This window comes from Burkholderia sp. Bp9140 (assembly GCF_003853425.1).
GTDB lineage: Bacteria > Pseudomonadota > Gammaproteobacteria > Burkholderiales > Burkholderiaceae > Burkholderia.
In genome coordinates, this window is the sequence record NZ_QTPQ01000040.1 from 14,363 (window position 1) to 27,430 (window position 13,068).

14 protein-coding genes are annotated in these 13,068 nt (G+C 70.3%); 9 read left to right on the forward strand and 5 right to left on the reverse strand.

Translation table 11 applies throughout. The features are described 5' to 3' along the window. Complete coding sequence (gene mmsB / locus DIE21_RS28565; RefSeq protein ID WP_124500814.1) at positions 1-891, forward strand: 3-hydroxyisobutyrate dehydrogenase; 891 nt, start codon at positions 1-3, stop codon at positions 889-891. A gap of 86 nt (positions 892-977) precedes the next feature. On the opposite strand, the gene DIE21_RS28570 is transcribed toward mmsB, so the two are convergent. Further along, positions 978-1,310 (reverse strand): hypothetical protein, encoded by a 333-nt coding sequence (locus tag DIE21_RS28570; protein WP_124500815.1) that lies wholly within the window; start codon positions 1,308-1,310, stop codon positions 978-980. Between the two features lie 389 nt (positions 1,311-1,699). Between DIE21_RS28570 and DIE21_RS28580 the strand changes: the two genes are divergently transcribed. Next, a complete protein-coding gene (locus tag DIE21_RS28580; RefSeq protein WP_124500878.1) occupies positions 1,700-2,461 on the forward strand; it encodes a DUF4397 domain-containing protein in 762 nt (253 codons plus the stop codon). A gap of 51 nt (positions 2,462-2,512) precedes the next feature. Here the strand turns inward: DIE21_RS28580 and DIE21_RS28585 are convergent, their stop codons facing one another. Next, positions 2,513-3,061 (reverse strand): DUF3005 domain-containing protein, encoded by a 549-nt coding sequence (locus tag DIE21_RS28585; RefSeq protein WP_124500816.1) that lies wholly within the window; start codon positions 3,059-3,061, stop codon positions 2,513-2,515. A gap of 74 nt (positions 3,062-3,135) precedes the next feature. Between DIE21_RS28585 and DIE21_RS37365 the strand changes: the two genes are divergently transcribed. The 4 genes from DIE21_RS37365 (at position 3,136) to DIE21_RS28610 (ending at position 7,244) form a co-directional block, all read left to right on the forward strand. Further along, positions 3,136-3,438 (forward strand): hypothetical protein, encoded by a 303-nt coding sequence (locus tag DIE21_RS37365; protein WP_185642861.1) that lies wholly within the window; start codon positions 3,136-3,138, stop codon positions 3,436-3,438. A 331-nt stretch (positions 3,439-3,769) separates the two neighbouring features. Beyond that, positions 3,770-5,302 (forward strand): NCS1 family nucleobase:cation symporter-1, encoded by a 1,533-nt coding sequence (locus DIE21_RS28600; RefSeq protein WP_124500818.1) that lies wholly within the window; start codon positions 3,770-3,772, stop codon positions 5,300-5,302. 22 nt (positions 5,303-5,324) lie between these two features. Further along, positions 5,325-6,053: an aspartate/glutamate racemase family protein gene (locus tag DIE21_RS28605; RefSeq protein WP_124500819.1), complete on the forward strand. Its 729-nt coding sequence runs from the start codon at positions 5,325-5,327 to the stop codon at positions 6,051-6,053. A gap of 24 nt (positions 6,054-6,077) precedes the next feature. Further along, positions 6,078-7,244, forward strand: a complete 1,167-nt coding sequence (locus DIE21_RS28610; protein ID WP_124500820.1) for a LysR family transcriptional regulator — start codon at positions 6,078-6,080, stop codon at positions 7,242-7,244. Between the two features lie 55 nt (positions 7,245-7,299). Here DIE21_RS28610 and DIE21_RS28615 read toward each other — a convergent pair whose 3' ends face one another. After that, entirely contained in the window at positions 7,300-7,521 is a 222-nt protein-coding gene (locus tag DIE21_RS28615; protein ID WP_409364656.1) for a hypothetical protein, read from the reverse strand. Between the two features lie 77 nt (positions 7,522-7,598). After that, positions 7,599-9,167: an MFS transporter gene (locus DIE21_RS28620; RefSeq protein ID WP_124500821.1), complete on the reverse strand. Its 1,569-nt coding sequence runs from the start codon at positions 9,165-9,167 to the stop codon at positions 7,599-7,601. A 100-nt stretch (positions 9,168-9,267) separates the two neighbouring features. Between DIE21_RS28620 and DIE21_RS28625 the strand changes: the two genes are divergently transcribed. Together DIE21_RS28625 and DIE21_RS28630 are read left to right on the forward strand one after the other, a co-directional pair. Beyond that, the gene (locus DIE21_RS28625) at positions 9,268-10,146 is read left to right on the forward strand and encodes a LysR family transcriptional regulator (protein ID WP_124500822.1); all 879 of its coding nucleotides are present in this window, start codon (positions 9,268-9,270) and stop codon (positions 10,144-10,146) included. Between the two features lie 172 nt (positions 10,147-10,318). Further along, on the forward strand, positions 10,319-11,308 hold the full coding sequence (locus DIE21_RS28630; protein WP_124500823.1) for an ABC transporter substrate-binding protein: 990 nt from the start codon (positions 10,319-10,321) through the stop codon (positions 11,306-11,308). A gap of 17 nt (positions 11,309-11,325) precedes the next feature. On the opposite strand, the gene DIE21_RS28635 is transcribed toward DIE21_RS28630, so the two are convergent. Further along, positions 11,326-11,700, reverse strand: coding sequence for a phage protein NinX family protein (locus tag DIE21_RS28635; RefSeq protein WP_124500824.1), 375 nt, complete (start codon positions 11,698-11,700; stop codon positions 11,326-11,328). Positions 11,701-11,987: 287 nt separating this feature from the next. On the opposite strand from DIE21_RS28635, the gene DIE21_RS28640 reads away from it, so the two are divergent. Beyond that, entirely contained in the window at positions 11,988-13,064 is a 1,077-nt protein-coding gene (locus DIE21_RS28640; RefSeq protein WP_124500825.1) for a glycosyltransferase family 2 protein, read from the forward strand. The last annotated feature ends 4 nt before the right edge of the window (positions 13,065-13,068 follow it).

Genomic DNA, 13,068 nt, shown 5'->3' on the forward strand with positions numbered 1-13,068 from the left:
ATGGACATCGCATTCATCGGACTCGGCAACATGGGCGGTCCCATGGCCGCCAACCTGCTCGAGGCCGGCCACGCGCTGACGGTGTTCGACCTCGACGCGAACGCGGTCGACGCCGCGGTGCGCGCGGGCGCGGCGGCGGCCGCGTCGCCGCGTGACGCGGCCGCCCGCGCGTCGCTGGTGATCACGATGCTGCCGGCCGCGCAACACGTGCGCGCCGTCTACCTCGGCGACGACGGCGTGCTGGCCGGCGCGCGCGCCGGCGCAATCTTCGTCGACTGCAGCACGATCGATCCGGGCACCGTGCGCGCGGTGGCCGACGCCGCCGCGCAGCGCGACTTCCCGCTCGCCGACGCGCCGGTGTCGGGCGGCACCGGCGGCGCGCAGGCCGGCACGCTGACCTTCATGGTCGGCGCGGACGCCGCGCTGTTCGAGCGCATCCGCCCCGTGCTGCTCGACATGGGCAAGAACGTCGCGCACTGCGGCGGCACGGGCACCGGGCAGATCGCGAAGATCTGCAACAACCTGCTGCTCGGGATCTCGATGATGGGCGTGTCCGAAGCGATGGCGCTCGGCGCCGCGCTCGGCATCGATCCGGCCGTGCTGGCCGGCATCATCAACACGTCGACCGGCCGCTGCTGGAGCTCGGACACGTACAACCCGTACCCGGGCGTGAACGACGCGGCGCCCGCCGCGCGCGGCTATGCGGGCGGTTTCGCCGCGAACCTGATGCTGAAGGATCTCGGGCTCGCGACCGAAGCCGCGCGCAGCGCACGGCAGCCGGTGTGGATGGGCGCGCTCGCGCAACAGCTCTATCAGTCGATGAGCCAGCAGGGGCTCGGCACGCTCGACTTCTCCGCGTGCGTGAAGCTGTACGAGGCGCAGCCCGTGTAACGCGCTCGACGGACGTGCGCCGACCCGCGATGCCCGTCAACGGCATCGCGGGTCGTTTCACATCCGGAGCAACGCGGGCGCGGAGGCTACGACCGCGCGGGCAACGCGGTCTCGAAGGTCGGATGGCACTCGAAAGCGAGTTCGGAGCGCGCGTCGACGCGGCGGCCGCCGGTCACCGACTCCTGCTTCAGGCTCGCGCGCATGCCGCGCTGCGTGCAATAGCTGGTCGCTTCGCTGACGGCCTTCTCATGGGCATCGGCCCACGTCGTCGACACGCCGAGCGTGCGCGTCGTCACGGTGAAGACGTTCGGGTTCGACGTCGCGGTCACGTCGGAAGCGGTTGAACACGCGGCGAGCAAGCATGCAGCCGCCGCGATGGTCAACCATCGCAGGGATCGAAAAGGTACAGGGATGGACATGGGGGGCAAGCGCACGTCGAGTCGACGGCATTGAGCAACATAGGCGACAGTATGCCTGCCCGATCGCCGGAGATCATGCCCTTTTCGGTGAACACATTGTTTCGAATGGTTAAACGATGGGGCGATGCCGGCAAGATTTACGGCCGGCGTTGCGCGTGACGTCGCCCGGCAGGTTGCTTTTCCCGGTTACCGCGCGGCTTCCGGCCGGCGCGCCCGCCGGCACACGGGTGTCACGGCATTCCACACCACGCGGGCACATCGCTTGCGACATCCATGCGCCCGCCGCCCCGGCGGACGACCATCCTTCCCTCAACCGGCGCTGCGCACCGCGCGACGCCTCGCGCGGCGAGACCGCATCGCAAGCAGGTTCCCTGAACGAGAGGACGACGATGAAATCCATTCGAACGATAGTGGCCCTGTGCTCGGTCATTTCCGTACTCGCGGCGTGCGGCGGTGGCAACGACGTCGGCACCGAACTCGGCATCTCGAAACCGCAGGCGCGCTTCATCAACGCAGTGCCGGCCGGCCCGAATCTCGACTACTACCTGAATGCGAAGGTGGACGCGTCGGGCGTCGCGTACAAGGGCGTGACCCGCTATCACGACATCGACTCCGGCACGCAGACCGCGAGCTACAACGTCTCGGGCACGACCGCGACCATCGCGTCGCAATCGTTCGGCGCGGTGAACGGCCACCACTACACGACGATCGCGTTGCCGAGCACGTCGTCGGCGATTTCGGTGATCGACGATCCGTTCGCCAAGCAGCTGCTGTCCGACAAGGCGCGCGTGCGCGGCTTCAACGCGTCGCCGAACGCGCAGAACGTCGACGTATACGTCGTGCCTCCCGGCACCGACATCAACACGCAAAGCCCGACACTGGCCGGCACGGCGTACCAGAACGCGGTACCGGCCTCGGGCCAGGATTCCGTCTACCTGAACGGCGGCAGCTACCAGGTGGTCGTCACGACGGCCGGCAGCAAGGCGCCGATCCTGAAGACCGCGCCGGTCGCCCTCAACAACAACGCCGACTGGTTGCTGGTGACGATTCCGTCCGGCGGCATCGGCGACGTGACGCCGAACGACATCCACGTGCTCGTCGCGCAGGGCAACGACACGGACACGTCCGCACTGGAACTCGGCCCGCAGTAACGGCCGTCGGCGGACCGCCGGCCGGCGGTCCGCCCGGCAACCCTCGCTACGTCAGTCGGTCCGCTCGAGGCGGATCACGTGCTCGACCCGCGTGCCGTCGCCGTGCTCGACATCGACATCGCCGACATGCCGGACACGCCAGCCCGGCCGCGTCGCGATCTGCGGTACATTGCCGCCCGGCCGGCTCTCGATGCCGCCGAGCCCTTCGTCGGACGTGTCCACCGCGTCGTCGAGCGACGCATTCGAGTAGATCACGTTGTCGTGCCACTCGGTCGCGCCGGTGCGCGCCTCCATGCCCTTGCCGTCCACGTCGACCGTGTTGTCGGTCATCGCCATGTTCGCGTTGTCGAGCGTGACGATCCGGCTCCCGGCACGACGCACGGGGTCGCCGCTGTCGACCGCATACGCGTCGACGTCGATCGGCGGCAGGCCGGTCGGCGTTTTCGCCGCGACCGCCTCCGGCGTCAGCGGCCGCTTCGCGACTTCCGCGGCCTGGGTCGCCGCATCGGGCATGTCGCCGACCGCCGGCGTCTTCACCGGGCTCTTCCCGATCTGTTCCTGCTGCTGTTTCGGGGTGGGGTTCGATTCCGCGTTCTGCATCGCACCTCCTGTTCCGGACGGCATGCGCCGGCGTGATGCAGCCGGCGCCGGTCCGGGAATCGCTACAACGGTCCTTGCACATCTTTCACGCGCAGGGCATCGCACACGTGCGCCCTGCGACGCACGTGCCGCACCGGCATGTCACCACGGCAGCACCGGGCGGCGCGCTCGCCTACGCGGCGGGCGCCGCCCGCTCCCGCCGTCAGCCGCCGCTCGCGCCTGCCGGCGCGGATGCCGCGCCCGGCATGCTCGCCGCGCCGCCTGTCGTGCCGCTGCCCGGCATGCCCGACGGCGCGGTGGACGGCGCCGGCGCCATGCCGCCCGTGGCGCTCGAACTCGCACCGGTGCCGCCGGTGTCGGTCTCGCTCTTCTTCTGACAGCCCGCACCCGCCGCCAGGCCGGCGATCAGGATGCCGGCGAAGACGGCTCGCGATACGTGACGAATGGAATATCGCTGCATGACACCTCCGCTGATGTCGACGTGGATGGAGCCCTCTGACCAGCAATTCGCGTGCCTCGCGCCGTCGCCGCCAGCGATCGCATCCCATTCATTTTTCAAATGACGCCCAGCCGAATATTTAATTTCCCATCGCCGCGGCGGCCACCCATACTCGCGAACAAATCCGAGACATAACGTCCACGGCGGCCGGGCCCGCGCTGCGTGCACACGCTGCCGGTTCGCGCCCCAAACATGGAAGGAGACAAGGCGTGCAACTGGAAGCCACCCACCGCGCGGGCATCGTGCTCGACGCGGACGACGCATTGCATCGAACCGGTACGGCCGCGCGCGATCCCGCGCCGAGCCCGCGGCTGCACAATCCCGACCTCGCGCCGACCAAGGCCGAGGGCAGGACCTGGGGCCGCTACAGCATCTTTGCGTTGTGGACCAACGACGTGCACAACATCGCGAACTATTCGTTCGCGATCGGCCTGTTCGCGCTCGGCCTGTCGGGGTGGCAGATGCTCGCATCGCTCGCGATCGGCGCCGTGCTCGTGTACTGCTGCATGAACCTCACCGGCTACATGGGCCAGAAGACCGGCGTGCCGTTCCCGGTGATCAGCCGGATGAGCTTCGGCATCTACGGCGCGCTGCTGCCCGCCATGATCCGCGCGGTGATCGCGATCGCCTGGTTCGGGATCCAGACCTATCTCGCGTCGGTCGTGCTGCGCGTGCTGCTCACCGCGGTGTGGCCGGGCCTCGCCGCGTTCGACCAGAACGCGATCCTCGGGCTGTCGACGCTCGGCTGGATCACGTTCGTCGCGATCTGGCTCGTGCAGATCGGCATCCTCACCTACGGGATGGAGATGGTCCGCAAGTACGAGGGGCTCGCCGGCCCGGTCATCCTCGTCACGACGCTGTCGCTCGCCGCGTGGATGTTCAGCCGCACCGGCGGCCATCTCGCGATGTCGATCGGCAAGCCGATGACCGGACTGAAGATGTGGACCGAGGTGTTCGCGGGCGGCGCGCTGTGGCTCGCGATCTACGGCACGCTGGTGCTCAACTTCTGCGATTTCGCACGCTCGTCGCCGAGCGCGAAGACGGTGCGGGTCGGCAACTTCTGGGGCCTGCCCGTGAACATCCTCGTGTTCGCGACGATCAGCTTCGTGCTCGCGGGCGCGCAGTTCAAGCTGAACGGCCAGATCATCCACAGCCCGACCGAGATCATCGCGACGGTGCCGAACAAGTTGTTCCTCGTGCTCGGCTGCCTCGCGTTCCTGATCGTGACGGTCGCGGTGAACATCATGGCGAACTTCGTCGCGCCGGCCTTCGTGCTGACGAGCCTCGCGCCGCACCGCCTGACGTTCCGCCGCGCGGGCCTGATCAGCGCGACGGTCGCGGTGCTGATCCTGCCATGGAACCTGTACAACAGCCCGATCGTGATCGTCTACTTCCTGTCCGGCCTCGGCGCGCTGCTCGGCCCGTTGTACGGGATCATCACGGTCGACTACTGGCTCGTGCGCAAGCAGCGCGTGAACGTGCCGGATCTCTACACCGAAGCGCCCACCGGCGCCTATTTCTATACGCGCGGCGTGAACCGCAAGGCGCTCGCGGCGCTCGTGCCGTCCGCGCTGATCTCGATCACGCTCGCCGTCGTGCCGGCCTTCAGCGCGATGACGCCGTTCTCCTGGCTGCTCGGCGCGGCCATCGCGGGCAGCGTGTACTGGCTGACGGCCGATCGCAAACGGCAATACGAGGCGCGCTCGGGCGAACACATCGCGGTCGCCTGCGCCGAACACTGAACGCAGCATACGGAGTGCACCCATGAGAATCCTGGTAGTCAACGTCAACACGACCGAGTCGATCACCGACGCCATCGCCGCGCAGGCGCAGGCCGCCGCGTCGCCGGGCACGGAGATCGTCGGGCTGACGCCGCGCTTCGGCGCGGAGTCGGTCGAAGGCAACTTCGAGAGCTACCTCGCGGCGATCGCCGTGATGGACCGCGTGCTGAGCTACGACGAGCCGTACGACGCGGTGATCCAGGCCGGCTACGGCGAACACGGCCGCGAAGGGCTGCAGGAACTGCTGACGGTGCCCGTCGTCGACATCACCGAAGCGGCCGCGAGCGTCGCGATGCTGCTCGGCCACCGCTACTCGGTCGTCACGACGCTGGACCGCACGGTGCCGCTGATCGAGGATCGCCTGAAGCTCGCCGGGCTCGATGCGCGCTGCGCGTCGGTGCGCGCGAGCGGCCTCGCGGTGCTCGAACTCGAGGCGGACCCGGCCCGCGCGATCGAGTCGATCGTCGGCCAGGCGCAGCGCGCGGTGAAGGACGATCACGCGGAAGTGATCTGCCTCGGCTGCGGCGGGATGGCCGGCCTCGACCGGCAGATCGAGGAATGCACGGGCGTGCCCGTCGTCGACGGCGTCTCGGCCGCGGTCGCGCTCGCCGAATCGCTGGTGCGCCTGAAGCTGAAGACGTCGAAGATCCGCACCTATGCGCCGCCACGTCCGAAGCGGATCGTCGGCTGGCCGGGCACCTTCGTCAAATGACGGGCCGCGGGAACGCGTAGCGACATGCGGGACGCACCGGAGCCGAACGGCCTTCCCCTCGACGCGTCCGACGCAACGGGCGCGCTCGACGTACTGGACGCGCGGCTGATGCGCATCCTGCTCGTGCTGCTCACCGAGCGCACCGTGTCGCGCGCGGCCGTGCGGCTGAACATGTCGCAGCCGGCGACGAGCGCCGCGCTCAAGCGCCTGCGCACGCTGCTCGGCGACCCGCTGCTGGTGCGCAGCCGCTACGGGATGGTGCCGACCGAGTTCGGCGCGCGGCTGATCGACCCGCTGCGCAATGCGCTGCGCGTGATCGACTTCATCCGCATCCAGCAGCCGACCTTCGACGCGCGCACCTCCGTGCGCACCTACCGGATCGGCTGCCCCGACTACCTGAACGTGCTGTTCGTGCCGAAGCTCGTCGCGCTGTTCCGCGAACGCGCGCCGAACGCGCAACTCGTGTTCCATCCGCTCGGCGACGGCTTCGACGACGAACGCGCGCTCGCCGACGGCGAACTCGACGTCGTGATCGACAATCGCCCCGCCCGTTCGTCGCGGTTCCGGCAGGACGACCTGTTCGACGACCGCGTCGTGTGCCTGATGCGCGCGACGCATCCGCTCGCGCGGCGCGGCGCGATGACGGCCGCCGAATTCGCGCAGGCAGTGCAACTGTGCCCGACGCCGTCGTGGCTCGAAGCATCAGGTGCGATCGACCGGCAGCTCGAACGCGTCGGCCTGCAGCGGCGGATCGTCGTCACGCTGCCGCATTTCGAACTCGCCGCGCATACGCTCGTGCGCTCCGACCTGATCCTGACCACCACCTACCGGCTCGCGCGCCACTACGCGAAGCTGCTGCCGCTCGGCGCGGTCGCGCTGCCGGCCGAGCCGCCCGACATCGTGTACCGGATGACGTGGAACGAGTCGGGTTCGTGCGTCGACGGCGTGCGCTGGCTGCGCGCGCTGATCGCCGAAGCGACACGCAGCTGGCTCGACGCGGAGGCCGCGCAACCGGCCGTCGCGGCGGTTGCCGCAAATGCAAACGCGCGGACGCCGGTGCCGGTCGCCAACGACCCGCCCGAACCCGCGCGACGCACCCGCCGCCGGCAGGCAACGCGTTGCGGCACATCGCAGCAGCCGCGCGTCGCGCGTGCGGCGCGCAGCCATCGCATCGCGACGAAGCCGCACTGAACCGCACCGACTCGCCCTGAATCACGCCGAGTCGCGCGCCGCGCCGCGCGCAACGTCACACGTGCCGTGCGATCGCGAACAGCACCGGTGGCGACACGACCGCCCCGAGCGTCGACAGGAGAATCGTGCGCGACGTCACGTGCGCTTCACGCTCATGGAACTCGGCCAGCGTGTACGGCCCCGTGCCGGTCGGAAGCGCGGCGAGCACGACCGCGATCTGCGCGAGCATCGGCGGCATCGCGTACACGGGCAACAGAATCCAGATCGATGACGGCATCCTGAACACGCCGCGCGAAACCGGAACGCGCAAGCGTAACGGCCACGTGTCTTCGCACGAAATGGACGGCGCACGCATCACGCGTCACGCATCGGTTGCGCAAGCAACTTGCATGCAACGACGGCGGCCGCGAGCGCGAGCACGCCGCTCACCGTCAGCGCGACGGCGAATCCGCCCGCAAAAGCCGCGGGCGCCGCATCCGCGAGCGTGCGTGCGGCCGACGGCGGCACGTGCGCGAGCGCCTGCGCGAGATCGCCGGCCAGCAGGCTCGACATGAACCGCGCATCGGCGAATGCCCGCACGCCCGGCGCGGCGGACAGCAGCCGCTCGAGTTGCGCGTGCGTGCTGGCGGCCAGCACCGCGCCGAGCACGCCGACGGCCGTCACGATCGCCGAGAAGCGGGTGGTCGTGCTGATGCCCGACGCCATCCCGGTACGGTTCGGCGGCACGCACGCCATGATCGCCTTCTGCGTGTCGCCGTTCATGATGCCGGCGCCGCAGCCCGTCACGAACATGCCGAGCGCGACGAGCCGATAGTCGCCGGCGGCCGTCAGCGCCGCGGTCGCGAGATCGCCCGCGCCGATCAGTGCGAGCCCGCCCGCCAGCACGCCGCCGGACGACACGCGCGCGGCGAGCATGCCGCCGAGTGACGGCCCGGCGATCATCGCGACCGCGAACGGCAGCATCCCGAGCCCCGCGTCGATCGCCGACATGCCGAACGCGTTCTGCAGGTACAGCGGCAGGAACGTCATCATCACCTGCGCGCACGCCGCATAGCCGAACATCGCGAGCACGGCGCCGACGAAGCGCGGCTGGCGGAACAGCGCGAGATCGATCATCGGGCGCGCCTGCCAGCGCTCCGCGCCGATGAACGCGGCCAGCAGCGCGGCGGCGAGCGCGAACCGGCCGAGCGTCGCGGCCGACAGCCAGCCGTGCGACGGCGCGCCGATCAGCGCCGCGATCGCGCACGCGAGCGCCGCGCCGAACAGCACGCTGCCGGCGGCGTCCACCCGTTTCGCGTGCGGATCGCGCGACTCGTCGATCGCGACGCGCGCGCCGGCCGCGAGCAGCGCACACGCCGGCAGGTTCATCAGGAACACCCAGCGCCAGCCGATCCACTGCGTGATCGCCCCGCCGACAAGCGGCGCGACGGCCGTCGCGATCCCCATGCACATCCCCCAGATCGCCCACGCGCGGGCCCGTTCGCGCCCGTCCGGAAAGCGGTTTGCGATCACCGCGAGCGCGGCCGTCAGCAGCAGCGCGGCCCCGCCGCCCTTCACCGCGCGCGCGGCGATCAGCCAGCCGGCCGACGGCGCGATCCCGCACCCGAGCGACGCGAGCGCAAAGAGCGCGAGCCCCGCGCCGAGCATGCGCTTGCGCCCGAAGCGGTCCGCGAGCCCGCCGGCCGGCAGCAGGCAGGCGGCGAACGCGGTCATGTAGGCGCTCACGACCCATTCGATGTCGGCGAAGCTCGCATGGAAGCCGCGCGCGATGCTCGGCAGCGACACGGCGACGACGTTCGTGTCGAGCACGATCAGCGAGCACGTCGCCGACGCGACCGCGAGCGTCGCGGCGGCCGGCAGGCGGGTGCCCGCGCGCGCGGCGGCAGGCGCGCCTGCGCGCGGGGCGGGGGAAGGCTGGGACATCGGCGGCTCCGGAGCAAGAGGAACGAGCCGTATGCTAGGCTTGGCCGGTATTGCCCGTCATTGATATATCCATGCAGTTTTATTGACGAAAATTGCAATCATGAATCCGCTCGAATTCCGTCATGTACGCGCGTTCCTGAGCGTCGCGCAGCACCTGCATTTCGCCCGCGCGGCCGACGCGCTCGAGATGGCGCCGCCCGCGCTCACGCGGCAGATCCAGGAAGCCGAGCGGCTGCTCGGCGTGCGGCTGTTCCAGCGGTCGCGCCGCGCGGTCACGCTGACGGCGGCGGGCGAAGCGTTTCTCGCCGAGGCAACTGCCGCGCTCGGGCATCTGCAGCGCGGTCGCGAACTCGCGACGCTGGCCGAGCGCGGCGAACTCGGCCGCATCGAAATCGGCTACGTGTCGTCGGCCGTCTATTCGGGTACGCTGCAGCGCACGGTCGGCGCGTTTCGCGCCGCGCATCCGCGCATCGAGCTGAACCTGCGGGAAGTGCCGATGGACGACGTCGCGAAGCAGCTCGACGCAGGCCGGCTGGATCTCGCCTACGTCCGCCCGCCGTTGCCGCTGCCGGGCGGGCTGCGGATCGTCACGCTGCAGCGCGACGTGTTCGTCGCCGCGGTGCCGGCCGATTCGCGCTACGCGTCGATGACTGCCGTGCGGGCCGCCGATCTCGCCGACGCACGCTTCGCGGTGCCCGAACAGGAACGCGGCACGCTTGAAGTCGCACGCCGCGGCCGCTTCGCGCCGGTGATCGCTGCGCGGCCGGGCGGGTTGCTCGCGGTGCTCGCTTGCGTGTCGGTGAACGGCTGGGTCGCCGTGATTCCGGACGCGCTCGCCGGCTGCGTGTCGTTGCCGGGCGTCGTGTACCGGCCGATCGCCGGCAAGCCGATCATGTCCGAACTCGCGCTCGCGCACCGGCGCTTCGAGAAGGCGCCCGCGGTGCGCGCGTTCCTGCGCACCGTCGCCGCGGCAGGCTAGGGCCGCTGCCGGGTGTTCGCCGGGGCGCCCGGCCGTTGCTTTCCCCACCACCATGCACCGCCTGTACGCGAATAAGCATTTCGCGATTCGATGTTTGCCGGCGCCCGACCGATTCCGTAATCTGCCCGGCAGCCGCGCGGCCTGCGCGCGGATCACCGAGGACCCGCCGCCGATGACTTCGCCCCCCGCCCCGGCCCGCCGCCGCGCACTGCTGCGTGTGGCCGCCCTGGCTGCCGCACCGCTTGCGGGCGCCGCCGCACTGCCCGCCCGCGCGGCCGGCACCGACCTGTCGAACGTCACGCTGGTGCTCGGCGACCAGGCCGGCGGCCTGCGCGCGCTGGCCGAGGCCGCGCGCGTGCTCGACGGCGTGCCGTACCGGTTTCGCTGGGCGAATTTCCAGGGCGCCGCGCCGCTGTTCGAAGCGCAGCGCGCGGGCGCGATCGATCTCGCGCCGGCCGGCGACCTGCCCGTGCTGACGGCCGCGCTCGGCGATCCGGCGCTGCGGATCGTCGCGACGCGCGTCGGCTCGCCGGCATCGCTCGGCATCGTCGTGCAGCCCGATTCCCCGGTGCGCACGGTCGCCGACCTGAAGGGGCGCACCGTCGTCGTGTCGTCGGCGCGCGGCAGCATCTCGCAATACCAGTTGTACGGCGCGCTGCGCGAACACGGCCTCGCACCGGGCGACGTCGACGTGCGCTTCGTGCTGCCGGTCGATGCGTTCGCCGCGTTCGAGGCGAAGCAGATCGGCATCTGGGCGACCTTCGATCCATATTATGGAAACGTGGTGCGGCGCGGCGCGCGCATCGTGCGCGACGGCAGCGGGATCAATTCGGGGCTTGCCTTCCTCACGTCGCCGGTCGACACGCTCGACGATCGATCGAAGCGCGCGGCGCTGTCGGACGTGCTTGCGCGGCTCACCCGCGCCGGGCAGTGGGCGCTCGCGCATCCGGCCGACTACGCGAGCGTCTATGCGTCGCTCACGCGCCTGCCGCGCGATGCCGCCGCCGATATCGCCCGCCGCGCGGCACTCGCGCAGCGCGGCGTCACCGGCGCGGACATCGACGTGCTGCAGCGTGTCGCCGATCGTGCGGCCGCGGACGCGATCCTGCCGAGACGCGTCGACGTCGCATCGATCGCGGTGCGCAACCTGTCGGCCGCGTAACCGGCGTTCGCAAGCGCTCAGCGCGGCTTCGACATGTCGAGATCCGGCACGTCGTCGCCGAACGTCGACGCGACCAGCGTGCGCATCGCGGCGACCAGCAGCGTCGGCCCCGACTGGTTGAAAGTGCAGCGCTCGCCCGCCGCCGGCACCGCCCGGTGCAGCACGGCGCGCCACGCGCCGTGCCCGCCGTCGCGTTCGAACGCGCCGAACGGCAAGCGCTCGACGAGCGGGCCGCCGTCCGCCCACGCCGACGACGGCGCGTACGGCACCGGCGCGCCGCCCGGTTCGCGAATGACCGTGCACCCCGCGGCGCCGACGCGCGGCGTGCCGAGATCTTCCGCCATCGCCACCCAGAAATCGAGCGGCGCGCCAGCCAGATCCTGAACGTGCATCGCACTCTCCTTCGGCATTGAAAACGCCATCCTAGCGCCGCCGCGCGCGGCACGCCGACAACCGCCGACCGGTGTTTTCCCCGGTGAGCGGTCCGGCGTGCAAATCGATCGATACGTGTTACGAATCGCCGATTCCTGCCTACAATGAACGCAACACCCGTCGTCCGGCCGGCGGTGGACACGCAGGCCGGAACCGAATTCGCGCCGAACCGGGCCGGGCCCGTTCGGCACACGACAACCGGAACCATACGGTGCAGCGCAGGCCGGATCTCTCGGGGAGCCGCAGCATGTCCACGCACGCCAGGAAGCCGCTGATATCGCTCGTCGTGCCGTTTCATGACGAAGAGGAAGCGATCGACGCGTTCTTTGCCGAAACGCTGCCCATTCTCGAATCGGTCGACGGCGTCCGCTTCGAGATCGTCTGCATCAACGACGGCAGCCGCGATCGCACGCTCGACCGGCTGCTCGCGGTCGCCGCCGGCGACGCGCGCGTGCACGTCGTGGATCTCACGCGCCGCTTCGGCAAGGAGGCGGCGCTCACCGCTGGCCTGGACGAGGCGGCCGGCGCCGCCGTGATCCTGATCGACGCCGACCTGCAGGACCCTCCCGCGCTGATTCCCGCGATGATCGAACACTGGCGCGGGGGCGCCGAGGTCGTCGCCGCGAAACGCACCGACCGGATGTGCGATCCCTACCTGCAGCGCGCGGCGGCGGCGCTCTACTATCGCGTGCACAATGCGCTGTCCGAGGTGGAAATGCCGGAAAACGTCGGCGATTTCCGCCTGATGGATCGCGAAGTCGTCGATGCGCTGCGCGCGCTGCCGGAGCGGCGACGGTTCATGAAAGGGCTGTTCGCGTGGGTCGGCTTTCGCACCGTGATCGTCGAATACACGCGTGCGCCGCGCAGCGGCGGCCGCTCGAAGTTTTCCGGATGGCGGCGCTGGAATTTCGCACTCGAGGGCATCACGAGCTTCAGTACGGTGCCGCTGCGCGTGTGGACCTACGTCGGCCTCACGTTCGCGATGCTGTCACTCGTGTATGGCGCCTTCATCGTGGTGCGGACGCTGCTGTTCGGCAATCCGGTGCACGGCTACCCGTCGCTGATTTCCGTCGTGCTGTTCGTCGGCGGCATCCAGCTGATCGGCATCGGTGTGATCGGCGAATACCTCGGCCGGATCTATCACGAGTCCAAGCAGCGCCCCGTCTATCTCGTCAGGCGCCGCTACCGTGCCGAGCGGGACGCCGCCGCGCAGCCAGCGTCGAAGCTGCTGCAGTTCCCCCTGAAGCGCGCGCACGCGGCCCGCCGCCGCACCGCGATACCGGCAGGCGCCGGCATCGCCGCCCGCAAGTCATCGTTCAAGTAGAACG

Excerpts from the sequence above, each read along its gene's own strand:
- DIE21_RS28585 (WP_124500816.1), bottom strand. The coding sequence starts at position 3,061 with ATGCAGAACGCGGAATCGAACCCCACCCCGAAACAGCAGCAGGAACAG.
- DIE21_RS28615 (WP_409364656.1), bottom strand. The coding sequence starts at position 7,521 with ATGCCGTCATCGATCTGGATTCTGTTGCCCGTGTACGCGATGCCGCCG.
- DIE21_RS28605 (WP_124500819.1), top strand. The coding sequence starts at position 5,325 with ATGAGAATCCTGGTAGTCAACGTCAACACGACCGAGTCGATCACCGAC.
- DIE21_RS28620 (WP_124500821.1), bottom strand. The coding sequence starts at position 9,167 with ATGTCCCAGCCTTCCCCCGCCCCGCGCGCAGGCGCGCCTGCCGCCGCG.
- DIE21_RS28630 (WP_124500823.1), top strand. The coding sequence starts at position 10,319 with ATGACTTCGCCCCCCGCCCCGGCCCGCCGCCGCGCACTGCTGCGTGTG.
- DIE21_RS28610 (WP_124500820.1), top strand. The coding sequence starts at position 6,078 with ATGCGGGACGCACCGGAGCCGAACGGCCTTCCCCTCGACGCGTCCGAC.
- DIE21_RS28570 (WP_124500815.1), bottom strand. The coding sequence starts at position 1,310 with ATGTCCATCCCTGTACCTTTTCGATCCCTGCGATGGTTGACCATCGCG.
- DIE21_RS28640 (WP_124500825.1), top strand. The coding sequence starts at position 11,988 with ATGTCCACGCACGCCAGGAAGCCGCTGATATCGCTCGTCGTGCCGTTT.
- DIE21_RS28625 (WP_124500822.1), top strand. The coding sequence starts at position 9,268 with ATGAATCCGCTCGAATTCCGTCATGTACGCGCGTTCCTGAGCGTCGCG.
- DIE21_RS28580 (WP_124500878.1), top strand. The coding sequence starts at position 1,700 with ATGAAATCCATTCGAACGATAGTGGCCCTGTGCTCGGTCATTTCCGTA.
- mmsB (WP_124500814.1), top strand. The coding sequence starts at position 1 with ATGGACATCGCATTCATCGGACTCGGCAACATGGGCGGTCCCATGGCC.
- DIE21_RS28635 (WP_124500824.1), bottom strand. The coding sequence starts at position 11,700 with ATGCACGTTCAGGATCTGGCTGGCGCGCCGCTCGATTTCTGGGTGGCG.